23 protein-coding genes and 1 tRNA gene are annotated in these 25188 nt (G+C 35.8%); 13 read left to right on the forward strand and 11 right to left on the reverse strand.

Features of this window, described 5'->3' with window-relative positions:
* Window positions 1-149 precede the first annotated feature (149 nt).
* Window positions 150-1151 (forward strand): NAD(P)H-dependent glycerol-3-phosphate dehydrogenase, encoded by a 1002-nt coding sequence (locus ACFFU9_RS00155; protein WP_379859330.1) that lies wholly within the window; start codon window positions 150-152, stop codon window positions 1149-1151.
* Window positions 1152-1533: 382 nt separating this feature from the next.
* The gene (locus ACFFU9_RS00160; protein WP_379859331.1) at window positions 1534-2730 is read left to right on the forward strand and encodes a helix-turn-helix domain-containing protein; all 1197 of its coding nucleotides are present in this window, start codon (window positions 1534-1536) and stop codon (window positions 2728-2730) included.
* A gap of 300 nt (window positions 2731-3030) precedes the next feature.
* Here the strand turns inward: ACFFU9_RS00160 and ACFFU9_RS00165 are convergent.
* Both ACFFU9_RS00165 and rseP read right to left on the reverse strand, forming a co-directional pair.
* A tRNA-Asn gene (locus ACFFU9_RS00165) sits at window positions 3031-3104 on the reverse strand.
* A gap of 327 nt (window positions 3105-3431) precedes the next feature.
* Window positions 3432-4772 (reverse strand): RIP metalloprotease RseP, encoded by a 1341-nt coding sequence (gene rseP / locus ACFFU9_RS00170; protein ID WP_379859332.1) that lies wholly within the window; start codon window positions 4770-4772, stop codon window positions 3432-3434.
* A 258-nt stretch (window positions 4773-5030) separates the two neighbouring features.
* On the opposite strand from rseP, the gene ACFFU9_RS00175 reads away from it, so the two are divergent.
* The 4 genes from ACFFU9_RS00175 (at window position 5031) to ACFFU9_RS00190 (ending at window position 8327) form a co-directional block, all read left to right on the forward strand.
* Entirely contained in the window at window positions 5031-5702 is a 672-nt protein-coding gene (locus ACFFU9_RS00175; protein WP_379859333.1) for an SCO family protein, read from the forward strand.
* Between the two features lie 117 nt (window positions 5703-5819).
* Window positions 5820-6047, forward strand: coding sequence for a FeoA family protein (locus ACFFU9_RS00180; protein WP_379859334.1), 228 nt, complete (start codon window positions 5820-5822; stop codon window positions 6045-6047).
* Window positions 6044-8143, forward strand: a complete 2100-nt coding sequence (gene feoB, locus ACFFU9_RS00185) for a ferrous iron transport protein B (RefSeq protein WP_379859335.1) — start codon at window positions 6044-6046, stop codon at window positions 8141-8143. The genes ACFFU9_RS00180 and feoB overlap by 4 nt, the downstream gene beginning before the upstream one ends.
* Window positions 8144-8186: 43 nt before the next feature.
* Window positions 8187-8327, forward strand: a complete 141-nt coding sequence (locus ACFFU9_RS00190) for a FeoB-associated Cys-rich membrane protein (RefSeq protein WP_379859336.1) — start codon at window positions 8187-8189, stop codon at window positions 8325-8327.
* A gap of 103 nt (window positions 8328-8430) precedes the next feature.
* Here ACFFU9_RS00190 and ACFFU9_RS00195 read toward each other — a convergent pair whose 3' ends face one another.
* Window positions 8431-9087, reverse strand: coding sequence for a metal-dependent transcriptional regulator (locus tag ACFFU9_RS00195; RefSeq protein ID WP_379859337.1), 657 nt, complete (start codon window positions 9085-9087; stop codon window positions 8431-8433).
* Window positions 9088-9207: 120 nt separating this feature from the next.
* On the opposite strand from ACFFU9_RS00195, the gene ACFFU9_RS00200 reads away from it, so the two are divergent.
* The 6 genes from ACFFU9_RS00200 to ACFFU9_RS00225 all read left to right on the forward strand — a co-directional run bounded on the left by ACFFU9_RS00200 (window position 9208) and on the right by ACFFU9_RS00225 (window position 17355).
* A complete protein-coding gene (locus tag ACFFU9_RS00200; protein WP_379859338.1) occupies window positions 9208-11451 on the forward strand; it encodes a TonB-dependent receptor in 2244 nt (747 codons plus the stop codon).
* A gap of 9 nt (window positions 11452-11460) precedes the next feature.
* Window positions 11461-12372, forward strand: a complete 912-nt coding sequence (locus tag ACFFU9_RS00205) for a metal ABC transporter solute-binding protein, Zn/Mn family (RefSeq protein WP_379859339.1) — start codon at window positions 11461-11463, stop codon at window positions 12370-12372.
* 210 nt (window positions 12373-12582) lie between these two features.
* Window positions 12583-13356 (forward strand): metal ABC transporter ATP-binding protein, encoded by a 774-nt coding sequence (locus ACFFU9_RS00210; protein ID WP_379859340.1) that lies wholly within the window; start codon window positions 12583-12585, stop codon window positions 13354-13356.
* A 78-nt stretch (window positions 13357-13434) separates the two neighbouring features.
* Complete coding sequence (locus tag ACFFU9_RS00215) at window positions 13435-15045, forward strand: DUF3843 family protein (RefSeq protein WP_379859341.1); 1611 nt, start codon at window positions 13435-13437, stop codon at window positions 15043-15045.
* Between the two features lie 29 nt (window positions 15046-15074).
* Window positions 15075-16202, forward strand: coding sequence for a metal ABC transporter permease (locus ACFFU9_RS00220; RefSeq protein WP_379859451.1), 1128 nt, complete (start codon window positions 15075-15077; stop codon window positions 16200-16202).
* A complete protein-coding gene (locus tag ACFFU9_RS00225; protein WP_379859342.1) occupies window positions 16195-17355 on the forward strand; it encodes a metal ABC transporter permease in 1161 nt (386 codons plus the stop codon). The genes ACFFU9_RS00220 and ACFFU9_RS00225 overlap by 8 nt, the downstream gene beginning before the upstream one ends.
* Window positions 17356-17487: 132 nt before the next feature.
* Here ACFFU9_RS00225 and ACFFU9_RS00230 read toward each other — a convergent pair whose 3' ends face one another.
* From ACFFU9_RS00230 to acnA, 8 genes are all read right to left on the reverse strand, one after another.
* Window positions 17488-18483, reverse strand: a complete 996-nt coding sequence (locus tag ACFFU9_RS00230) for a type I glyceraldehyde-3-phosphate dehydrogenase (RefSeq protein ID WP_379859343.1) — start codon at window positions 18481-18483, stop codon at window positions 17488-17490.
* Between the two features lie 29 nt (window positions 18484-18512).
* Window positions 18513-18815, reverse strand: coding sequence for a hypothetical protein (locus ACFFU9_RS00235; RefSeq protein WP_379859344.1), 303 nt, complete (start codon window positions 18813-18815; stop codon window positions 18513-18515).
* Window positions 18816-18832: 17 nt separating this feature from the next.
* Window positions 18833-19189, reverse strand: a complete 357-nt coding sequence (locus ACFFU9_RS00240; protein ID WP_379859345.1) for a DUF488 domain-containing protein — start codon at window positions 19187-19189, stop codon at window positions 18833-18835.
* A gap of 50 nt (window positions 19190-19239) precedes the next feature.
* Complete coding sequence (locus ACFFU9_RS00245; RefSeq protein ID WP_379859346.1) at window positions 19240-19953, reverse strand: SDR family oxidoreductase; 714 nt, start codon at window positions 19951-19953, stop codon at window positions 19240-19242.
* A gap of 29 nt (window positions 19954-19982) precedes the next feature.
* A complete protein-coding gene (locus tag ACFFU9_RS00250) occupies window positions 19983-20639 on the reverse strand; it encodes a glycosyltransferase family 2 protein (RefSeq protein WP_379859347.1) in 657 nt (218 codons plus the stop codon).
* A gap of 82 nt (window positions 20640-20721) precedes the next feature.
* A complete protein-coding gene (locus ACFFU9_RS00255) occupies window positions 20722-21060 on the reverse strand; it encodes a carboxymuconolactone decarboxylase family protein (protein ID WP_379859348.1) in 339 nt (112 codons plus the stop codon).
* A 31-nt stretch (window positions 21061-21091) separates the two neighbouring features.
* Window positions 21092-21508 (reverse strand): OsmC family protein, encoded by a 417-nt coding sequence (locus ACFFU9_RS00260; RefSeq protein ID WP_379859349.1) that lies wholly within the window; start codon window positions 21506-21508, stop codon window positions 21092-21094.
* A gap of 77 nt (window positions 21509-21585) precedes the next feature.
* Window positions 21586-24372, reverse strand: coding sequence for an aconitate hydratase AcnA (acnA, locus tag ACFFU9_RS00265; RefSeq protein WP_379859350.1), 2787 nt, complete (start codon window positions 24370-24372; stop codon window positions 21586-21588).
* Window positions 24373-24823: 451 nt separating this feature from the next.
* Between acnA and ACFFU9_RS00270 the strand changes: the two genes are divergently transcribed.
* Entirely contained in the window at window positions 24824-25183 is a 360-nt protein-coding gene (locus ACFFU9_RS00270; RefSeq protein WP_379859351.1) for a YraN family protein, read from the forward strand.
* The last annotated feature ends 5 nt before the right edge of the window (window positions 25184-25188 follow it).

Here is a 25188-nt window from a genome sequence, read left to right on the forward strand (position 1 = left end):
TAAATATAGTATTTAGGCTATAATGCATGTGAGGTAAAGTCTTATTTTATTTCAATTCTATATCGTCTATTTTCTAAACTCTATTTCCCTGATTCTACATGATGGCGAAATATTTTATGTATTTTTGAAATTAGAATTTATACTAAATTATGAGTGAACCTTTAAAATATGCCGTTTTTGGCGCCGGAAGCTGGGCAACGGCCATAGTGAAAATGCTTTGTGAAAACTTAGATGAAATAGGATGGTACATGCGTAGTGTTTACACCAAAGAGCATTTATTGAAAGCGCAACACAATCCAAATTACTTGAGCTCTGTAGAGTTTCATTTAGAGCAATTAAAACTTAGTAACGATATAAACGAAATAGCCGATTATGCCGATGTTTTAATTTTCGTAATTCCTTCCGCTTTTATTTATGGCGAATTGGAAAAATTAAATATCGATATTTCTAATAAAACTATTGTTTCTGCAGTAAAAGGGATTATCCCTGAAACGGGTTTATTGTTGGGGCAGCATTTTAATCAACATTATAATATTCCCTTTGAAAATCTAGCGGTTATCGCAGGGCCTTGCCACTCTGAAGAAGTGGCCTTAGAACGTTTGTCCTATTTAACCATTTCATGCTCTGATGCTGAAAGGGCACAAGCCATTGCCGATAGTTTATCTAGTGATTATATCAAAACCAAAATTAGTGATGATATTATTGGCGTGGAATATGCGGTCATGCTAAAGAACATTTATGCCATTGCTGCTGGAATAGCGCATGGCCTGGGTTATGGTGATAATTTCCAAAGTGTGTTAATGAGCAACGCCATTAGAGAAATGAAACGCTTTATTAAGAAAATGCATAAAATGAAACGCAACATCAATAATTCGGCCTATTTGGGCGATTTGTTGGTTACAGGCTATTCTTTATTTTCTAGAAATCGTATGTTCGGTAACATGATTGGAAAAGGCTACACTGTAAAATCGGCTCAAATGGAAATGAGCATGGTTGCCGAAGGGTATTACGCCACAAAAAGCGCCCATTTGCTAAACCAAAAAAACAAGAAAAAAACTCAACTACCTATTATCAATGCGGTTTATGAAATTCTATATGAAAACAAAAACCCCAAAAAAGTTTTTAAACGTTTAACGGAACAATTGGATTGAGTTATGAAAAGATGGCGTCTATTTTTTTTTAGACATTTATAATTTTGTTTTCTACATCTCATACGCTACAATCCTACATAAAAAACGATTGTAATAAGTTCTTACAAGAAAAAAGAGCCTTTAAACATTAAAAACCTTTAAACAAGCCCTGTTTTATAAAGCGACGGGAGAATTCACAACCTTCTCCCGTCGTTATAAACGATAACGTCTTTGATATCAAGCTTAACAGAAAGAAATGAACACTACCTTTCAACTTCACATATTTTAAAAAAGCCTCGAATTTTACACAAAATGAACAAGCATTATAACAACTCCACTTAATCTATTTTAGTAAATTTGCTATATTAACCTTAGTTACTTAATTTTTTTTATTTAAAAGCACATGCCTCATTTTTTTGTGAATGCAACTTTAATTTTGATTGGCATCCTAGGTCTGTTTATAATATCATTGATGTTAGGCTCTTATAGATCGAATATCTTTGTAAACTTCTATCTGGCAATAGCCTTTATTATATGCTCCATAAGAAATATGGTAATAGGCTTTTTTGAAATAACAGACATCAATATCATATCCTATTCGAAATATATTTCTCCTATTTATCTTATTGTATTTCCTGCGCTATACCTTTATTTTAAATCTTTATTAAAAGACTATAAACGTGTACACAAAAAAGACCTGATTCATCTTATTTATCCTGCACTACATTTAGTTCTAAGTTTTTTTCAAGCTTTTTTTCCAATTCTGGACAATCCTTTTTTTCAAAAATTACGATTTATAAGCTTAATTCTATTCATTCTGTTTTATTCTACCTTATCCTTTCGTACATTATATAAAGGACTTTGGAAGTCTGGGGCACGCAAGTTTATTGAAAAAAGACATTATCAGCTTATAAAAAATTGGACATTATTTCTTTTTATAATAACATCCCTTTTATTTCTAAGGGTTTTATATGCCATCTCTTTTGAAAAGCTGTCTAATGATCTTTTTGAAGCCAAAAGCTTTTCATTTATGGTTATCGTCCCTTGGCTTCTTATTTATGGTAAAATTTTAATCAACCCCCAAATCCTGAGTGGATTTCCAAAGTTAAAAAAGCGCAAATCAAAGATCCAGAATCAAGACATCTTTAATGAACACGTTTGGATTTTTAATTTTGCACATGTTTCTAATATTGAAGACAAAAAACTAGGCCGAAAAATAAGAAAAAGAGTTCTCCCTTTAATCTCTGACATTGAAAATTTTGTAACTAAAGAACATCCTTTTAGAAATTCACGATTTTCATTTTCCGATTTTTCAAAAGCCATACGCGTTCCTACAAGCCATCTTAATTATATTTTTAAATATCATGCTGTAGTCACTTTTGTAGAGTACAGAGAGTATTGCAGGATAAAAGACAGTTTAGCCCTTATAGATGATGATGGCTTAAACTCTTTATCGTTAAAGGAGCTATCCTTAAAGGTAGGCTTCAACTCTTATAAAGCCTACTACAGCGCATTTAAAAAACAAACGGGCATTAGTCCCAAAGATTATTTCCTTAAGCAAAATAAGGCCAGCGTTAGAAGTTTAAGTCTCGATTTTTAATAAGGCTTATGCGACGCGACACTAAATAAGCAAGCCTATATTTCAATAAGAGACTATCCATGAAGGTTATAAGATCAAATATTACGTCACTATTAATGCTTGACCCTTTATCGCACTGATGCTTATTATATATGTAGATTTCATTTTAGACATTACACGATGCTTTTTTTATGCAATACACCCCCTAGACATTCCCCATTTTACAGAACATAGATGTTATTCTGTAAAACATATGCATCTGTTTTATAGTAAAAACAAGGCACAAAAAAACCCGATATTTTCATATCGGGTTTCATTTTGCTCCCCCTCTTGGGCTCGAACCAAGGACCCTTTGATTAACAGTCAAATGCTCTAACCAACTGAGCTAAGGAGGAGTGTTATGGTTATATCGTTTAAGCTTTTTTCGTAATATTAGAATCTATTTTTAGATCCTGATAACACATCTAGCTTATAAATTTTAAAGAACCTTTCGCTTTTGCGAGTGCAAATATATATATATTTTTATACTATACAAACATTATTTTAAAAAATTTAATCAAAATAAATTATTTCGCTTTAACCTATTCTTTTCTGTTCTATTTATCACACTCAAAAAAGCTGAAACCCAAATTAAAATATTTGAGTTTCAGCTTTCTTTTAAATATAAACATGATTAAACAATATCGTCATAAAACACATAACAAGTTGTACTTATAAAGCGTTTAATTAAATATGGCCTTAAATATATCGTTTCCATTAGCAAACAGTACTAACGCTATTAATATAAAGAACCCTACCATTTGAGCGTACTCTAGAAATTTATCACCAGGCTTTCTTCCAGATATCATTTCATATAGCAAAAACATTACATGCCCACCATCTAACGCAGGTATTGGTAACAGGTTTAAAACAGCTAACATGATGGACAAGAAAGCGGTAATTTTCCAGAAGGCCTCCCAGCTCCATGTTGCTGGAAATATATCAAATATGGCTTTAAAGCCACCAACACCTTTATAGGCACCTGTACTTGGACTAAAAATCAATCCCAATTGCCCCCAATACGACGTGATTTGACCAGTGAACTTATCATAACCTACACCAAAACTTTCTCCAAGGCTATATTCTTTTCTTGTGATATCGAAATACCCCAACTCTGAAAACGTATTGATAGAACCGCCCGGTTGAATACCAAGCATTCCGTTAGCATCCACTTGAAGATCAACAAGCATAGACTCCCCATCTCTGACTATTTCTGTTGCAACAACCTGTCCTTTTAAGGGTTGTAAAATATCTTTTACCTGGTCAAAATATGTTACAGACGCACCGTTTATAGACTTTATAAGATCGCCTTTCTTTAGGTCGGCCGATTTATTTGCCAATGTATCTATTACATGACCAACAATAAAAGGCATTCTTAAATCAAAAAGACTTCTATCTTTACTGGTTGATAATTGTCCTAAAAAATCTTCAGGCAAATTAATGGTCTGCTGTTGGCCATCTCTACTAATAGTAATGGATTCTGCAGTTAAGATATTCGCCCTAATATCAGATTCATTCACAACTTCTGTTTTTCCAACAGCAATAATATTATCGCCCGTTTTAAAACCTAAATCCAATAATAATGGATTTGATATCAAATACCCTCCTTTTATACTTGCTACAGAAATATCCTGATCTCCATAAGCAAAAGATGCAAAAATGTAAATGATTAAGGCTAAAACAAAGTTAACCGTTACCCCACCCAACATAATAATCAAACGTTGCCATGCTGGTTTCGAACGAAACTCCCAAGGCTGGGGTGGTTTAGCCATTTGCTCGGTATCCATGCTCTCATCAATCATCCCCGATATTTTCACATAGCCCCCCAATGGCAACCAACCGATACCGTAAACAGTATCTCCAATCTTCTTTTTAAAAAGTGAAAACTTCACGTCGAAAAACAAGTAAAATTTCTCCACTCTCGTTTTAAAAGCCTTAGCAGGAATATAATGGCCCAACTCGTGTAAAACAATAAGCAAAGAAAGACTCAATAAAAATTGAGATATTTTAATAACAAACTCCATATGGTTACAATCAATTTTTTATAATCGTGCAAAAGTAACGTTTTATACCAACTTTAGAAAGATAATTATATTTCACCCTTCTTTTTAACAAGAATTTATGGGCATAACATCTTTATATCATCCGTTCTCTGACTAGTTTGATGAGGGTATTATTTTAATAGACATATAACGAGTTAGATGCACTTATTATTGGTTTAAATTTTTAGACGTGGATGTTTCAACGTATTTTTGTTCCGTATAATTTTTACACACAAACACATGTTATCGTTTTTCAAAGCATACAGATGGTTTGCGTTGGTTTTTGCCTTCATATCAATTATTATTGTTACCATAATATACAACACCCTGAATGTATACCAACCGCTCCCTATTTACCAACCCGCTATGGTAAGTACAGAACTGGTGGACAGCACCATTCAATATCAAAAGAAATATCATAAAATTGCTGATTTCTCCCTGACGAATCAAAATGGCAAAACCATTACCCAAAAGGATTATAAGGATAAAATTTATGTTGCCGATTTCTTTTTTACAACCTGCCAAACCATTTGTCCTATTATGACCGACCATATGGCACAAGTCCAAAAAGAAATACTGAATGACCCAGACATCATGCTGCTCTCCCACTCGGTTACCCCTGAAATAGATACTCCAGACCGACTAAAACAGTACGCTGTTGAAAAAGGAGTTAATGACACTAAATGGAATTTAGTTACAGGAGATAAAAAACAGATATACGAGTTGGCTAGAAAGTCTTATTTAGCCGTAAAAACAACAGGTACCGGAGATGCGTATGATATGATCCATACCGAAAACTTTATGTTAATAGATAAAAAACGCCAAATACGAGGGTTTTATGATGGAACTAAGGCCGATGATATAGACCGATTGCTAGACGACATTGAAATTCTAAAAAAACAAAAGCCTTAACCTGATAAGCCTTTGATATTGCTAATCTTTTCTTAAGACTAAAAACTACAACTGAAAATCTTTTTACTTCTAAACTTTTATGTTACTTTTGCTTCTTTAAAATCAATCTAAATAAGCTTGCAACATACATTAGCACATCTTAAACGTGGCGAAAGAGGCATTATCACCGATGTTTCATCTATCTACATCCCACTAAAACTACTAGAAATGGGCTGTTTACCAGGCAATTATGTGGAACTTGTTCAGTTAGCGCCATTTAAAGATCCTATGTATTTAAATATTAACGGCACTCATTTAGCCATTAGACGAGAAACCGCCCTTCATGTTTTAATAGATAAAATATGAGCAAACAAATTAATGTAGCTTTAATAGGAAATCCAAACACGGGAAAAACATCTGTTTTTAATGCCTTAACAGGATTGAACCAAAAAGTGGGTAATTATCCCGGAATTACGGTTGAAAAAAAAGAAGGCGTCTGCAAATTGCCACGTGGTGTTAAAGCACATATTATTGATTTACCAGGAACTTATAGTTTAAACGCCTCATCATTAGACGAAAATGTGGTGATAGAATTGTTATTAAACAAAAACGACAAAGACTTTCCTGATATCGCGGTATTAGTAAGTGACGTTGAAAATTTAAAACGTAACCTACTCCTGTTCACACAAATAAAAGACCTTGAAATCCCGGCCATATTGGCCATTAATATGGCAGACCGGATGCAATATAAAGGCATCACTTTAGACATTGCCTATCTAGAGAAACAGTTCAATACCAAAATAGCTTTAATTAGCACCAGAAAAAATCAAGGTATCGATCATTTAAAACAGCTTATTTCAAATTTTAAAGACATTCCAAAAACCCCATGTTTAAGTGTTTTTGATATAGATGAGAATTATTTTCAAAATTTGAAAAAAGCATTTCCCAATCAATTACTATACAAGCTTTGGTTAGTTATTACACAAGATGTAAATTTTGGAAAAACCAATAGAAAGGAAATGGAAGCCGTTGCAGACTTTAAGACGAAAAGCAAGGCAGACTTAAAGCGCTTACAGCAACGAGAAACTATAAAACGTTATCAATACATTAATAATGCTCTTAAAAAAGGGCAGACTATCGATGTGTCTCAAGCAAAGGATTTACGTTCTAAATTAGACAGGGTTTTAACGCACAAAATATGGGGCTATGTGATTTTCTTTGTTATTTTACTCACCATATTTCAAGCTATCTACGACTGGTCCAGCGTTCCTATGGATTTTATCGATAGCTCTTTCGCATCCTTAAGTGAATGGACAAAACACCAATTACCAGAAGGAGCTTTTACAAGTCTTTTAGCAGAAGGTATTATTCCTGGTCTGGGCGGTATTGTTATTTTTATTCCTCAAATTGCCTTTCTTTTCCTTTTCATCTCCGTTCTTGAAGAAAGTGGCTACATGAGTCGCGTTGTCTTTTTAATGGATCGCGTTATGCGTCGTTTTGGTTTAAGCGGCAAAAGTGTGGTTCCATTAATTTCTGGTACGGCTTGTGCCATTCCAGCCATTATGGCGACTCGTAATATAGAGAGTTGGAAGGAACGCCTCATTACCATATTAGTTACACCCTTTACAACCTGTTCGGCAAGATTACCTGTGTATTTGATTATCATTTCATTGGTCATTCCAGACGAACGGTTTTTTGGTCTTGGCTATCAAGCTTTAACACTAATGCTTTTATACCTTATTGGGTTTGGCGCTGCGGTTATTTCGGCATATTTTTTAAATAAAATTTTAAAAATAAAGAGCAAGACATTTTTTGTGGTCGAAATGCCCAATTATAAACTACCCCTTTTTAAAAATGTAGTGCTTACTGTTATCGAAAAAACAAAAGCTTTTGTATTTGGTGCCGGTAAAATTATTTTAGCCATTTCTATTATTCTTTGGTTTTTAGCGTCCTATGGCCCTGGAGACAATTTTAATGATGCCGAAAATATTATTAGAACCGAATATGCTTCTAAAAACCTAAGTGAAGACGAACTTCATGACAAAATAGAATCTTATAAATTAGAACATTCTTTTATCGGCATTACAGGCAGAAGTATCGAACCAGCCATCCGGCCCTTAGGATACGATTGGAAAATAGGTATTGCCATTGTAAGTTCTTTTGCTGCCCGTGAAGTGTTTGTAGGAACGCTAGCCACTATTTACAGCGTAGGAAGTGACGATGAAGCGACCATAAAAAAACGAATGGCAGCCGAGGTTAACCCCGTATTGGGCGGCCCTTTATTTACTTTCGCCTCAGGCATCTCACTATTGCTGTTCTACGCCTTTGCCATGCAGTGCATGAGTACTTTGGCTGTAGTTAAAAGAGAAACGAACAGTTGGAAGTGGCCAACATTACAATTGGTCATTATGAGTGCTTTTGCTTACATCGTAGCTTTAATTGCATTTCAATTGCTTAAATAATTTTATTTTTAAGGAACCAATATAATCAACGACTATTTTAAACATGAACACCATTATCCAAAACATACTGGTTCTAATATCTATAGGTTTGGCTCTTGCTTTTTTAATTAAAAAATTCTTCTGGAAAAAATCAAAGTCTAAAAAAGCATTTGGAGACCATCATGACTGTGATAATTGCCATTAAGCATTTTCCAAAACCTTTTGGACCCTAGTGTTAATTATAAACAAAAACAAATTAAACTAAAACCCTTCTGTACCAAAACATATCCTATAAACCATACCATCTATTAACCTTGGTTTAAATAGAGATTGTTAGCTACCGTTTTAGATATAATAATTTGTCCATTTTGGGTTTCAATGGTCACTGAGCCATCGAAAGGCTCAACATCTAAAACTTTAATCGCATCACCCAAAGCCAAGTTATTTTTGTTCAAATATTTTAAAAACGCATCCGAAGAATCTTTTACAAGCGCCAAAACCCCTTCATGCCCAATCTTCATTTCTAAAATATTAACACTTTTTGAATGCGAATAATGCCCATCGCTATCTGGAATAGGGTCTCCATGGGGATCATGCGTTGGAAAGCCAAGAAAAGCATCCAGTTCATTCACCAATTTTAAAGATTTAATATGTTCTAGTTGTTCTGCAACCTCATGCACCTCATCCCAAGTAAAATTTAATTTTTCAACTAAAAACACTTCCCACAAGCGGTGTTTTCTAATAATATTTACCGCAATACGCTTGCCTTGCTCTGTTAACGATACGCCTTGGTATTTTTTATAGTGCGCATAATTTTTATCCGAAAGTTTTTTAATCATATCTGTGGCAGAAGATGCTTTCGTTTGCATGGCCTCTGCCAAAGCATTTGTATTTACGTTATCCGCACCTTGATTTCCCAAATGGTAAATGGCCTTTATATAATTTTCTTCGGTAAGTGTGATCATCCTTGTTTTTTATAAATGCAAATATAAAATAATTAATAATCATTGTCTTAATTTAGATTAATCTAAATTAATATTTACATTTGCATAAAATTAAAAAAAGAATAACAAAAAATTATATTTATGAAATACTTATCCAACCTTCTCTACTTTATAACCCTAATATCGAGCGCACAACAGATTACGGGTAGAGTAACCTCCAGCAATACAAGCCTTCCGTATGTAAATGTATATTTAAAAAACACAACTAAAGGGAGTGTTACAGATGAAAACGGAACCTTCAAAATCACCAATATAGATCATGGCACCTACACCATTGTAGCGTCTTTTACAGGCTATAAAAAAATTGAAAAAAAAATAAATGTAACAGATGCGACATCTCCTGTACATTTTGATCTAGAGGAATCAGAATCACTAGACGAAATTATCATTACCGGTACACTAAAAGCGGTTTCCCGACTCGAAAGTCCTGTTCCAGTAGAAGTTTATTCTCCTGCGTTTTTCAAAAGAAACCCAACGCCAAATATTTTTGAAGCTTTACAGAATGTAAATGGGGTGCGCCCGCAACTTAATTGCAATCTATGCAATACCGGCGACATCCATATAAATGGTTTAGAAGGGCCATACACTCTAGTTCTAATTGATGGCATGCCCATTGTAAGCGGATTATCTACAGTATATGGTTTATCGGGAATCCCAACGTCTTTAATCGAACAGGTGGAAATCGTTAAAGGACCAGCATCTTCATTATATGGTAGCGAAGCGGTTGGTGGTCTCATTAATATTATAACTAAATTACCAGAAAATGCTCCTTTATTTTTTGCAGATGCATTTACCAGTGGTTGGGGCGAAGTGAATGTAGACTTGGGTTTTAAAGCCCAAGTTGGTAAGAAAGCAACGGTTTTAATGGGCACGAATTATTTTAACTACTCGAACCCGATAGACAACAATAAAGATAACTTTACAGATGTTACCCTACAGGATCGCGTTTCTATATTCCAAAAATGGAACTTTAAACGCGCAAACAATCGTTTATTTTCTCTTGCAGGCCGTTACTTTTATGAAGACCGTTGGGGTGGTGAAATGCATTGGAACAAAAGCCATAGAGGTGGAGACGAGGTATACGGAGAAAGCATTTACACCTCTCGATATGAGGTGATCGGAAACTACCAATTGCCTGTTCATGAAAACATAAATTTTCAGTTTTCCTATTCAGATCATGATCAAAACTCATTTTATGGCGACACGCCTTATATGGCAAAACAACGTATTGCTTTCGGACAATTCCTTTGGGATAAATCTTTAAAAAATAACGATTTGCTTCTCGGTATTGCCACACGTTATAATTATTACGACGACAATACTCCTGCAACTCTGCATCCAGATGAAATTACCATTCCTTCTGTTTTTGTTCAAGATGAAATTACCCTTTCTAAAAAACAGCGTGTTCTACTAGGTGCGCGATACGATTACGATAAGCGCCATGGTTCTATTTTTACACCACGAATTGCCTACAGATACAAGCCTACCGATGATGATATCATCCGGCTTAACGCAGGAACAGGATTTAGAGTTGTAAATTTATTTACAGAAGAGCATGCTGTGCTTACAGGCGCACGTGATGTTATTATTGAAGAAGAACTGGAGCCTGAACAATCTTACAATGTAACTTTAAATTATTTAAAAAAGCTATACACAAACCATGGCCATTTATTTACCTTTGACGCTTCCGTGTGGTACACATACTTTACAAATGCTATAATACCAGATTATGACAGCAATCCCAATCAAATAATTTACAGCAATTTAAATGGAAACTCAATCACAAAAGGGCTAAGCGTGAATGTAGACGGCGTATTTAACAGTAATTTTAAAGCTTCTATGGGGGCTACATTTCAAGATGTATCCCAAAATGAAGGGGGCACAAAATCAAGACAGATTTTAACCGAGCGTTTTACAGGGGTTTGGTCTCTATCTTATAAAAATTACCCAAGCCATATCACTATAGATTATACCGGAAACATCTATGGCCCCATGCGATTACCTACTTTAGGTCCCTTAGACCCACGAAGCAACTATTCGCCTACTTGGAGCATACAAAACATACAATTTACTTATAATGGCCTTAGAAACTTTGAAATTTATGGAGGCATAAAAAACCTATTGCATTGGACCCCTAATAAAGGAAACCCATTTATTATTGCACGTGCCAACGACCCTTTTGATAAAGACGTGACCTTTGATGCTCAAGGCGATGTGGTAGCAACACCAAATAATCCTTACGCTTTAACTTTTGATCCGTCGTATGTATATGGCCCTAACCAAGGGAGACGATTGTTTTTTGGATTGCGCTATACTTTACATTAATTTTGAAATATGAAAAAAACGTTTTTATTATTAGCAATACCATTGGTTTTTTTAAACTGTAAAACGGACAAAAAAGCCAATGGCAAGCTAAACGTGGTAACGACCACCTCCATGATTACAGATTTAGTTAGCCACATAGGAGGCGACCAAATTAACCTACAAGGGCTTATGGGTAGCGGCGTAGACCCTCATTTATACAAGGCCAGTGAGGGGGACGTTAATAAGTTTGTAACGGCCGATATTATTTTTTACAACGGTTTACATCTAGAAGGAAAACTAGTAGAAGTTTTCGAGAAAATGCAGCATCAAAATATAAAAACAGTCGCACTTGCCGATGCTTTAAACAAAAAAACCTTAATCGGTTCAACATATTTTGCATCCAATTACGACCCTCATATTTGGTTTAGTGTCGATAATTGGAAACTTGCCACAAAGCATGTAGTTACGATCCTTTCAGAAGCTGTTCCAGAACATCAGGACACCTTTAAAGCCAATGGTGAAATATATTTAAAACAACTAGATGCTTTAGAAGAAAACTTAAAAAACATTATAGAAACACTTCCAAAAGAAAAACGTATTTTAGTAACAGCACACGATGCTTTTAACTATTTTGGAAAATCATTTGGATTCGAAGTTGTGGGGCTACAAGGCATTTCAACAGCCACCGAAGCTGGTGTTCAAGATGTACAACGCTTAGCTGCTTTTATTATAGAAAAAAACGTGAAAGCGATTTTTGTTGAAAGTTCAGTGCCCAAACGTACTATCGAAGCTTTAAAAGCAGCCGTTAACTCTAAAAACCATCAAGTTGCCATTGGTGGTTCTTTATATTCGGATGCTCTTGGAAATACAGGAACCCCAGAAGGCACCTACATAGGCATGTTTGAACATAATGTCAATACGATTGTAAATGCGCTTAAATAAATATTTAATTACAACACCCATCGGTACAAAAATTAAAACATATGGTTACACCCATAATTTGAAGCTTATTCCTGCTATCCGCTATATCTTTTTTGAAGAAAAACAAAAAAGGATGCCGCTTCTATCAGGGCTAAAATATCAGCCAAAACCTGTAACGTCTCTAAATCAAATTTTTGAATATAAACTCTATATCAAGTAAAAGTTATTCAAGTGAATAAGACCCTAAAACAAAAAGAACATCATACTTCCGGAGGAGCAATAGCGGTAAAAGTAGACGATTTAACAGTGGCCTACAATTACAAACCCGTACTATGGGATATTGACCTAGAAATTCCTGAAGGCGTGCTTATGGCCATTGTAGGGCCTAATGGCGCAGGAAAATCAACCTTAATAAAATCTATTTTAGGCATTTTAAAACCCATAGCGGGTAGCGTAGAGATTTTTGGAAAAAGCTATAAAAACCAACGCCACTTAGTCGCTTACGTACCACAAAAAGGAAGCGTAGATTGGGATTTTCCAACAACAGCCTTAGACGTAGTGCTAATGGGCACTTACGGCAGTCTGGGATGGATAAAACGCCCTGGACTAAAAGAAAAAAAAGAGGCTTTAGAGGCTCTTGAAAAAGTAGGCATGTTGGCTTTTAAAAACCGACAAATCAGTCAGCTTTCTGGCGGACAGCAACAACGTATATTTTTAGCCCGGGCGCTCGTACAAAACGCCTCTATCTATTTTATGGACGAACCGTTTCAAGGGGTAGATGCCTCTACCGAAATAGCCATTATCAATATTTTAAAAGAGTTACGAAAAGCTGGAAAAACAGTCATCGTAGTACACCATGATTTACAAACTGTTCCAGAGTATTTCGATTGGGTTACTTTTTTAAACGTTAAAAAAATTGCTACAGGTCCTGTTAAAGATATTTTTAACGACGATAATTTAACGAAAACCTATGGTATTAATTATAAAGTAAGTGTCCAAGAATAACTATATTTTCAATTTCTCTAGCAGCACATCACATCTGTTCTTCTAGTAAAAAGTAAAATATAGAATATACATTTTAAAATGAAAAATAAAATTTACATAAAACATTGGTTATCCTTAAAACCCCAAAATTATAGTGGCAAAACCGATTTATATTATCTTAAAATAGCCAATAAAATTAGTGATAACTTTAACGACACTTTAACCTTAACGCTTTCTGAGTATATGAGCAAAGACGAAAGGGCTATGTTTTGTTGTTTTTTAGCATGTTATTTTGAAGATATAATATCCGAAACAAACATTTGGTTCGCTTTTAAAAGCATGCACCAGAGCCTCTACAATAAGCCACTTCCTTTTTATGATATCGAAGAGGACTATATTAATGATGAAGTGAACTTTGAAGATGTGGCTTTTTTAAGTTGGTATTTCCTTAACACCATCCAAAGCCGTAAATTTATAAGTCCTTTTAATGATTTTATCCTAGATATTGCTACGCTCACCATGCAAGTATTGGATGAGGCTTACGAATATGCTCCCGAAAACAAAACACTAAAAGAAATATTTCAATTTAATGGCAATCCAGAAGAATTTTACGAAATTAGAGCGTTTATGCAAACGGTTTTCTTTGAATCGTACTTATTCAATACAGATATAAAATACCAATTAGATATTGAAACTTTAAAAATCATTGAAGACACCAAAGATGAAGCCCCAAATGTTATCCTGAGTTATATTCGTGAAGTAACAGAAGAGCTCACGTTTAACAAGTCGAGCGCCCTAATGGCAATGAAAGCGAGCGATTGGAGTAAAGCAATTATGGGGACATCTCACAAGAATTATGGCGATATCTCCAGTATTTCAGAAAAAATTTCCGGCCTATTTCTATACAAAAAACAAAATACCACATCTGTTTTTTTAGAACATATTGCCTCTGGTATGTCGTTTGAAATGACAAAAAAATCTTTTGACGATTTTGAAGATTTAAAAACCGATGAAGTTATTTTCATCGGCTTGGTTAGATATAAAAATGAATGGTGGTTTTCTGGTAATTCCTCAATACAAGATTTTGATGCAAATCTCATTCTTGATCAAAAAAATTCTGCAGATGCAAGAGCTAAGGTCAATTTTTTAAATGATCCCAAACAAATGGAATCTGTTTTAAATAAACAAAAAAACGCGTTTTTAGAATTTAATGATAATGCGCTAATAGCCTACATGAAATCCAATAAGGTTGAGGAGTTTTCAAAAAATTTTATAACCTACTACAACCAATCCCTTAATCTTTCAGCCAAGAAAAAAAAGGAAGCCTTACAACGCGCAAAAGATGATGGTTTTTTTGGAAAAGAAGATGTTTTTCAAAAATTTAAACATAATGAAGAAAAAGCCATTGTTTTTTTCAATCCAAAAAACGGTATAGAAATTTACTTTGATATTATAAATGCGTTTCCTGATAAAAACAATCCGTTTTTTACAAAAGAAAGTGAAGCGGATATTATGCGTTTATTAATATCTCCAAGCTATTCTACAGAATTGGTACAATTTTTTATAAACACCTTTAAAGATAAGCTAAAGTTTTTCAAAAAGGAACCCAACAAAAGTTATTTAGAGGATATGGATTTTCTGCTCAGGTTCTGGAAAAAGAATTCTTATGTCACAAAATCGAATATTATATTAACAGGCAAAACACATTAAAGGATTACTAACGGCTAAAAATACAGGTCATCGATATAACAGAGTACATAAAACTGGTCTTTACAGACTATACACTTAGAACCATCACTCTTGGAACTGCCATACTTGGAGCCGTAACCGGTATGTTGGGGAGCTTTGCTGTTCTTAGAAAGCAAAGCCTTTTAGGCGATGCCATCTCACATGCTGCATTACCGGGTATTGCTATTGCCTTTTTAATAACGGGCACAAAAGACAGTAACGTGCTGCTTTTGGGCGCCTTAATTAGTGGTCTTATTGGTACCTTTTGGATTCGGAATATCATTTCAAAAACCCACTTAAAGTCCGATACCGCACTAGGATTAATTTTATCCTTATTTTTTGGGTTTGGTATGCTATTGCTTACATTTATCCAAAAACAACCCAATGCCAATCAAGCCGGATTAGACAAGTATTTATTTGGGCAAGCAGCTACATTAGTAGAACGTGACGTTTGGACCATGGCCATTGTTACAGGGTTTTGTTTATTCGTCTTGTTTCTTTTTTGGAAAGAATTTAAAATTTTATTATTCGATGTCGATTATACCAAAACCTTGGGCTTTAATACCAAGTTTATTGATATTCTCATAACCACCTTCATTGTTTTAGCTATTGTTTTAGGCTTACAAACTGTTGGTGTGGTACTCATGAGTGCTATGTTATTAGCCCCTGCTGCAGCGGCAAGACAATGGACCAACAGCTTGAGCGTGATGGTGTTTTTAGCTGCTGTTTTTGGAGCTTTCTCAGGTATTTTCGGTACAGCCATAAGCGCCAGTCAAAACAATCTATCCACAGGGCCTGTTATTGTAATTGTTGCTGGAGTTTTTGTTTTGTTTTCTTTTATATTTTCACCGAGTAGAGGGTTGCTTTTTAGACAAATTCGATTTATTAAAAACCGTCGGGATTTAGAGTTGCATAAAACTTTGGCCTTTATGTTTCATATTGCCGAAACGCATGATGATATTTCACACCCCCATACCGTTAAAATTCTAAATAATTTTCAAGGGTTTACTAAGGGAACTTTACAGAAACTGGTAAACAAAAACTACGTTATTTTACAAGGCAACATGTGGAGCCTAACGGAAGAAGGGTTTAAAAAAGCTTCTAACTTATACAATCAGCAAAACGAAACCGATGAGTAATGCTCAAATAGAAATACAGCTTATTGCCAGTATTGTGGCCATTGCCTGCGCTATTCCTGGTACTTTTTTAGTACTACGAAAAATGGCCATGATCAGTGATGCCATTAGCCATTCCATTTTACCGGGTATTGTTGTAGGTTTTTTTATTACCCAAGACCTGAATTCGCCTTTACTTATTTTATTAGCAGCATTAACAGGTATTATTACTGTCGTTTTAGTAGAATACATTCAAAAAACAGGTTTGGTTAAAGAAGATACCGCCATAGGCTTAGTATTTCCCATATTATTTAGCATCGGCGTAATCCTAATCGCTAAAAATGCCAATGATGTCCATTTAGATGTGGATGCTGTTCTGCTAGGCGAATTGGCCTTTGCCCCTTTTGACAGGTTGTTTATTTCTGGGGTTGACGTTGGCCCAAAATCCTTATGGGTTATTGGTAGTATTTTAGCAATCACTATGGGCTTACTTATTACGTTTTTCAAAGAATTAAAAGTCAGCACTTTTGATGCTGGATTAGCAGCATCCTTAGGCTTTTCTCCCGTAATTATACATTATGGGCTTATGACGGTGGCATCGGTAACTACTGTAGGGGCGTTTGATGCCGTTGGAGCCATATTAGTGGTCGCTTTAATGATTGCGCCTGCGGCTGCCGCTTATTTACTAACCAACGATTTAAAGCGCATGCTCCTATACGCTATTGCTTTTGGTGTTTTTAGTGCTATTTCTGGCTACTGGATGGCCCATTGGCTAGATGCTTCTATCGCTGGCTCTATCACCACGATGTTAGGGTTATTGTTTTTGTGCATTTATTTATTTGCACCAAGTAAAGGCATCATTGCAGTACTATACAGAGAAAAACAACAACGAACAGAAGTCTCATTACTTACTTTTCTTCTTCATTTAAAAAATCACACGGAAGAAGCGGAGCGTCATGTAAATCACCTCAACGAGCATATCAATTGGCAAAAAGTACGCTCGCAATCTGTATTGGACCTAGCATTAAAGAACAATATGATTTCCATTGAGAGAAACATTGTTTCTCTTACCGAAAAGGGCGATACTTTTACCACAAAAGCCATCGATTACATCATGACCAATGAAGATGCCCAAATAGAAGACATGAAAGATGATTTCTTTTTATTTAGAGGCTAATGTCACTTCCAACTAATGGCTTTTATGACAAATGCAAACCGTCTTTTTTCCTTTTCATTTTATTTATAGCGACCTCAGTAGCCTGCCTTTGTGTAAACCAAAACGAATCAGGCTGTTCTGAAATAACATGTACTACACCCCCTTTATTTCGAGAATTTGTCGAATCATTTGATTGGTAAATCCCCATTCATTATCGTACCACGTCATAACTTTAAGCAAGTCTCCATCTACTACACGCGTCATGTTAAGATCCACGGTGGATGCAAACGGACTTTTAATTATGTCCGAAGATACTATGGGCTCATTTGTTACAGAAAGAACTTTAGCATAACGTTGGGTTTTTGCCTCTTCAACAAAAATAGCGTTCACCTCTTCAACGGTTACTAATTTATTGGTAACAAAAGTAAGATCGGATATAGAACCTACAGATACAGGGGTTCGTATAGCTACCCCATCAAACTTATCGACTAAACTAGGAAGCACCTTTGTTGTCGCTATAGCAGCTCCTGTACTTGTTGGAACAAGATTAGACGCACCTGCTCTACCCATCCGGAAATTTTTCGGGGAAGGTCCATCAACAATACCTTGTGAAGCAGTGTACGCGTGAATAGTAGTCATTATTGCTTTTTTAATTCCAATACGACGCTCTAAAATCTCTACTACAGGACTTATATTATTGGTTGTACAGCTGGCACATGAAAACATCGAAACTCCCCCATCGGCTGAATTAACGCCATGGACCACTGTTGGCGTATCTGTACTTTTTGTTGGCGCAGAAATAACAACTGTCTTCGCTCCTGCTGTAATATGTTTTTCTGCATCTTCACGCAAAGTAAACAAGCCTGTACTTTCAATAACAAGGTCGATATTATTTGTTTTCCAAGGCAGTTCTGCTGGATTTTTAATAGTGCTATAATGAATATGCTTTCCATCCACTATTAAAGTTTGCCCATTAAAAGAGACCTCCTTATTGTAAACCCCATAGACGGTATCGTATTTAATAAGATAAACCAGGTTCTCAATAGACAGAATGTCGTTTACTGCAACCACGTCTAGGCCTTCTGTTTCTATAATTAGTTTTAAGGCCGCTCTCCCGATACGTCCCATTCCATTAATAGCTACTTTCATGTTTTTCATCTTTTAGGTTTTTACTTGTTTTAAAATTTATTTAAATGTTTATCACTTTCAGATTTTAGGTTACTTCCACAAGTGGGACATGCCTCTGTTTTTCCTTTTTTTAAGTGGATGCCGTCTATATGCTCTATCACAAACTTTTGCATCATGGTATAACTGTCTCTATGATTATTAACGTCTATTTGTTTGTCTTTATAGATCTGGCGTATTTTAGCGTCATATTCCTGATAGCCCCAACACACAGGACAAGTCCCTTCTGGTGATTGCTTTTCTGTTTCTTCTTTTGGTTTTTTAAAAAAACTTACCAAATTTTCAATAAGATCCATTTTCTTAATTATTCATGTTATTCTTGTAAACTCTTCAACACTTCTCGAAGCACAATTGCTTGATTGTGTTTGGTGTCTTTCGCAGCATAAAGCAATGTAACAGCGTTATGCCCCGCTTGCTTACGGATACTTTCTAAAACATCTCCTTTATCATGGAGTTCTTTTCGATATTTTTCAGCAAATGCATCAAATTTATCAGGGTCATGATTGAACCATTTTCTTAGTTTCTCCGAAGGCGCAACATCCTTGTTCCAATCGTCGAGTTTAGCATCTTCTTTTGAAACGCCTCGAGGCCAGATACGATCCACCAGAATACGACAACCATCTTCTTCTAACACCTCCTCATAAATACGTTTTATCCTTATTTTCTTCATTATCATCGTTATGGCTTCGCTTTCCAATTTTATTCATTCTCATAAAAACATCAATTAACAACTTTAGGGATAAGGGGGCGTAAGCTAACCTCATCAATAAGTAAATTATCAGGCGTTTCTAAAACATGAAGGATCACATTTGCTAAATCTTTTGGTTCAATCATATGGGCGTGCTGCTCTATGGCCGAATCTTTAAAAAAATCTGTGGCTATAGAACCAGGGTTTATACAACTTACTTTAATCTTGTAAGGCCGTAACTCTCGAAACAACGCTTCAGAAAAACCTTGTACGCCATATTTTGTAAGGCAATAGGCTGAGCCTTCAGACCTAGTGGTTTTCCCTAAAATTGAACCTATATTTATAATATGACAGGTATTCGTATTGCGTTTCATAAAAGGTACAATGTGCGACGTGACATAAAAAAGACCATTTATATTCGTATTAATCATACTATGCCACTGTTCTAAAGAGAAAGCATCAATCGCCCTAAAATAGCCCGTTCCAGCATTATTGATAAGAATATCAGGAGTATTGTTATTAGAAAACGTTTTTGAAACCCACGAATACACCATCTCTTGATGGCTTATATCCATAGCTACAGGAATAAAAGCCTCTCCTAACCGATTTCGTAAAGTGTTTAACGCATCCTTACCTCGTGCCAATCCATAAACGGTTGCTCCATTTTCGATTAACACCTTTGAAATGGCAGCACCCAAGCCTTTACTGGCTCCAGTTACAACGGCTATTTTTGAGTTAATATCCATCTTATTGCTTTAAAACGTTTTTTAATTAACTACACTCTCAAATACATCTTATTGGTTATGGAGTCTTGATTTTCATGATGGTAGATATAGGTTTTCGCATGAGCTTCCATCATCCTAACACCAGCCTTTTGAGCACGGTCGAACAAATCGGCATCCGTACCTAAGGGCATTTGTTTTAAACCATTTAAAAAATGAAAAACCTCTTTTTCTACAAAAAAACTTCCCCCAATCACGCAGTCGTTAAGGTGTATGCTTTTCGAGTGATCGAACCTATCTGGCACAAACTGGTTTCCTAAAACGTGAACACCACCATATAAAAATTTAACTTCAGGATTTTGTGTTAAAATGTGTTTTCTATTCTCGAGATGCGTCGGATCATACGCATCATCAGAATCTAAAAAAGTAATATATTTACCTTGAGACGCCCTTATTCCTTCATTTTTAGAATAAACCTCACCACTATGCTCTTTTAGCACATATTTTATTTTAGGATGTGCTTTAAGATAAGGCAAGATTGCCGCATAGGTATTATCGGTACTACCATCATCCACAAGAATCACCTCCCAATCTGTTGTGGTTTGTGCTATTAAAGAATCTAACGCACGCGTTAAAAGCTTTGCCCTATTATAAGTTGTAACTATTATTGAAAAAAAAGGCATAAGTGTGTTCGTTTTATTCGTATTCATATTTAAATTATCCACATCAAATAATATAATTTGCTAAATCGAGAATTACTTGCAACGGTATTGTTTTTAAAAATTGAATTTTTTAATGATGATGTTTTTCCATTTCATCCATAGCAATAGTTGCATGTGCATAAGCCGCCCCCGCACGCATTTCTGTGGCCACCCATATCGCCTCCATAATTTCTTCTTTGCTCGCCCCTTTACGCATCGCTTGCGAGGTATGCGCCCGGATGCAATAAGGACATTGCGTTACATGACCAACCGCAACGGCAATGAGTTGTTTTGTTTTCTCATCTAACGCACCTGCTTTAAAAACGGCCTTACTAAAGTTTCGCCATGCGTCTATATTGTCTGGAGCTAAAGCCGCTTTCTTATCTAAAAGGGCTTTTGTTGTTTTAGGAAAAAGAGAAGCGTTCTCCATAACTTTCTTGTTTTTTTTGAATTAATAGTTTTTATTCAAGCGTTGCATCCATAGTGATTTTAAAACGTAAGGCTTTGCTAACTGGGCAATTGTCTTTAGCAGTATTAGCACATTCCATAAAGGTATCGTTATCGATATTTGGAATTTTTGCTTTAAGAGTTAAATGAGACCCCGTAAGCTCAAGTTTATCGGGATTCATCGTGACTGCTGATGTTACATTTAGGGTATCTGGAGTAAAACCTGCTTCACCTAGAATGTTACTTAAGGCCATGGCAAAACACCCAGCATGCGCTGCTGCAAGCAATTCATCGGGGTTCGTACTTTTACCGTCTCCAAAACGGGAATTAAAACAATATTTAGACTGGTCCAAAACATGGCTTTGCGTAGTAATGGTACCTTCGCCTTCTTTTAATGAGCCGTTCCAAACGGCATTTGCTGTACGTTTCATAATGAGTAAATATTTTAGTTATTATATCTTTTTATACTGATTTATTGTGATGATTTTTTAATATCTGTTCTTTGCTTTTATTCTTCCAAGAATTGCCTGAGTACATATTGTAAAATACCTCCATGGCGGTAATATTCAATTTCTATAAGAGAATCCAGGCGCGCAATAACATCAAATTCAATACTATCTCCTTGTTTGTTTTTTGCTACAACTGTCATGCTCTTCATAGGTTTGATATCTTTAGAAATCCCTGTAATACTGAAGATTTCATCACCATCAAGACCTAGTTTTTTTGCAGTATCACCATCTTTGTACTGTAGAGGTAATACACCCATGCCTACTAAATTGCTACGATGTATACGTTCGTAGCTTTCGGCCAATACACATTTAACCCCTAAAAGAAACGTGCCCTTTGCCGCCCAATCTCTAGAGGAACCACTTCCATATTCTTTCCCCACTAAAACAACTAAAGGCGTTTTGCTCTGTTGATATTTTACAGAAGCATCAAAAACCGACATTTCTTCGCCTGTTGGAAAATAGCGTGTATAACCGCCCTCTTTTTCAGCAAGTTTATTTTTAATCCGCACATTAGCAAAGGTACCTCTTACCATAACCTCATCATTACCACGTCGGCTTCCATAGGAGTTAAAATCCTCTTTTTTAACCCCACGGGAGAGCAAGTATTTACCTGCAGCAGAATGTTCGTTAAACAATCCGGCAGGCGAAATATGATCGGTAGTTATACTATCTCCTAAAACCAATAGCGCGCGCGCCTCTTTAATATCCTCTAAAGCGGGGGCTGCTGCAGAAATATCTCGGAAAAATGGTATTTCTTTAATATAAGTGGAGTCGGCGTCCCATTGATATAGTTTTCCTTCTGGAATTTTTAGATTTTTCCATATTGCGTTCCCTTCAAATATTTCATCATAATTTTTGGCAAAATCTTGCGGAGAAAGCACACGTGCTAAAATGCTATTTATGTCATCATCAGTAGGCCAAATATCTTTTAAATAAACAGGAAGACCATTTTTATCGTAACTAATAGGGTCTTGGGTTAAATCTATGTCCACACGTCCGGCAATAGCGTAAGCGACAACCAACATGGGAGACATTAAAAAATTCATTTTCACTTGAGAGTGCACCCGTGCCTCAAAATTTCGGTTTCCCGAAAGCACTGAACACACTACCAAATCATGGTCATCAACAGCTTTTGATATCGCTGGCGGCAAGGGTCCCGAATTCCCTATACAAGACGTGCAGCCATAACCTACCAAATGAAACTGTAGGGCCTCTAAATCTTTCATAAGATCGGCTTTTTCCAAATAATCGGTAACTACCTTAGACCCTGGTGCAAGCGAGGTCTTTACCCAAGGCTTCACATCAATACCGTGTTCTCGTGCTTTTTTAGCGACCAATCCTGCGCCCACCATCACAAAAGGGTTTGAGGTATTGGTGCACGAAGTAATGGCAGCAATAACCACAGACCCATCGGAAAGCATGAACTTATCGTCACCTTCATTAATCCAAACCGTTTTTAGTCCGTTTTTTTCTTCGGTTTCAATACCTTCCTTATGTAAGGTTTTTGGAACATCTTTCACAGGAGGATTACCCCCTTCATCTTTCCATCTCGCCAAAGACGTGAGCGTTTCTCGGTTCCCTTGTTCTATATATTCGCGTTCAAAAGATGTGCCCAGCAAGTCTATAAACTTAGGCTTAAAGTCTTTTAAAAGAATTTTATCCTGTGGCCGTTTAGGGCCCGCTACAGTAGGCTCTATAGTGGACACATCAAGCTCTACCACTTCGGTGTATTGAATCGCTTGTTCGTTTTCTCTCCATAACATATTGGTTTTACAATAAGCTTCTACCATAGCAATTTGTGCTTCGGAACGATTACTTTTTCGCATGTATTCCAATGTTTTGTCATCTATAGGGAAATAAGTAATGGTACACCCAAATTCTGGTGACATATTTCCAATAGTCGCTCGATCTGGAACTGAAAGATGATCCAACCCCGGGCCGAATACTTCTACAAACTTACCAACCACACCTTGTTTTCGTAATAAATTGGCGATAGTAAGAACCAAGTCGGTAGCGGTAGATCCTAAAGGCAGTTTTCCTGTTAGTTTTAAACCGATAACTTCTGGCATGATAAAATAGATAGGCTGCCCTAAAATGGCTGCCTCCGCCTCGATACCTCCTACACCCCAAGCAACCACGCCAATACCATTTACCATAGGCGTATGGCTATCGGTTCCCACTAAAGTGTCGGGAAAAAGCATCCCGTCCCTTTCTATAACGCCTCTGGAGAAATACTCCAGATTTACTTGATGGCAAATCCCCATACCTGGTGGCACCACCCTAAAGTTATTAAAAGATTGCTGTGCCCATTTTAAAAACTGATAACGTTCTTGATTACGACTGTATTCTTTTTCCATGTTTCGATCATAGGAATAGTTTGTTCCAAAATAATCTACTTGTACGGAGTGATCGATGACCAGATCTACAGGTATTAAAGGATTTATAGTATCTGGATTTTTACCTTTTCGAGCCACTTCCGCTCTTAAAGCCGCAATATCTACAACCGCAGGCACACCTGTAAAATCTTGCATCAACACACGGGCAGGTTTAAAAGGAATATCCTTTTCAGAACCTTTTGGCTGCCAATGAAGCAAGGTTTCAACATTTTCTTTTGTTATAGCAAAGTCATCATAGTTTCGCAATGCATTTTCCAATAGAATACGAATAGAAAAAGGCAGCTTACTTATTTCATACCCCTGATTTTCAAGGGCCTTTAAACTATAATACTGAAACGTTTCTCCTGCTAATTCCAGTGTTTTTTTAATATTAAATGGGTCTTGATTCATAGTAAATATTTTTAAGGTTTTTTGGTCTTTCTGGTTTAACCAAAATAATGGAAATTATTTCATGCTTATACCTATTTACAACTTGATATAATAGACAAAAAAAGGATAATATAAGGTTGGAATTTCGAGCTTCTTACTGTTGTTTTCTTTACCTAATATAAAGGAATAGGCAATAGGGATCACCCCAAAATGTTTTTGGGAAAAACGTTTAGTTGGTATTACAATTTATAATTACAACACCAACACTACCAAAGTTACAAATTATTTAAATATTGGACAAACTTATCCGATTAAGAATTGCCCTATTAATTTTAACAAAATATCAATATAACCTATTTTACTTTAAGTGAAAATCCTACATCATTAGAATTAAATTGTTTCTATATTTAGATTTTTAAAATTCTGACAAGCAAAATCCTAGGTCTTCTTATGATAAAATAAAACATAAAACATGGCAGAACATAATGAACTTGGCAAAAAAGGCGAACAACTTGCCATCGATTTTCTATTAGAAAAAGGGTACATTATCATAGAACGTAATTACCGCTTTCACAAAGCTGAAGTGGATATCATTGCACAAAAAGAAAATACACTTGCCATTATTGAAGTAAAGACACGCTCAACAATAGATTTTGGAAACCCACAAGATTTTTTAAAACCGAAACAAATACAACGTCTGGTTATTGCTATAGATGATTATGTTATTGAAAATGATTTAGATGTTGATGTGCGCTTTGATATTATAGCTATCGTAAGAACAGGCAATAGCTTTGAAATTGAGCATTTAGAAAATGCCTTTTATCACTTTTAGTCCGC

Origin of the sequence: Mariniflexile ostreae, from assembly GCF_042427585.1 — a bacterium.
GTDB classification, from domain to species: domain Bacteria; phylum Bacteroidota; class Bacteroidia; order Flavobacteriales; family Flavobacteriaceae; genus Pseudalgibacter; species Pseudalgibacter ostreae.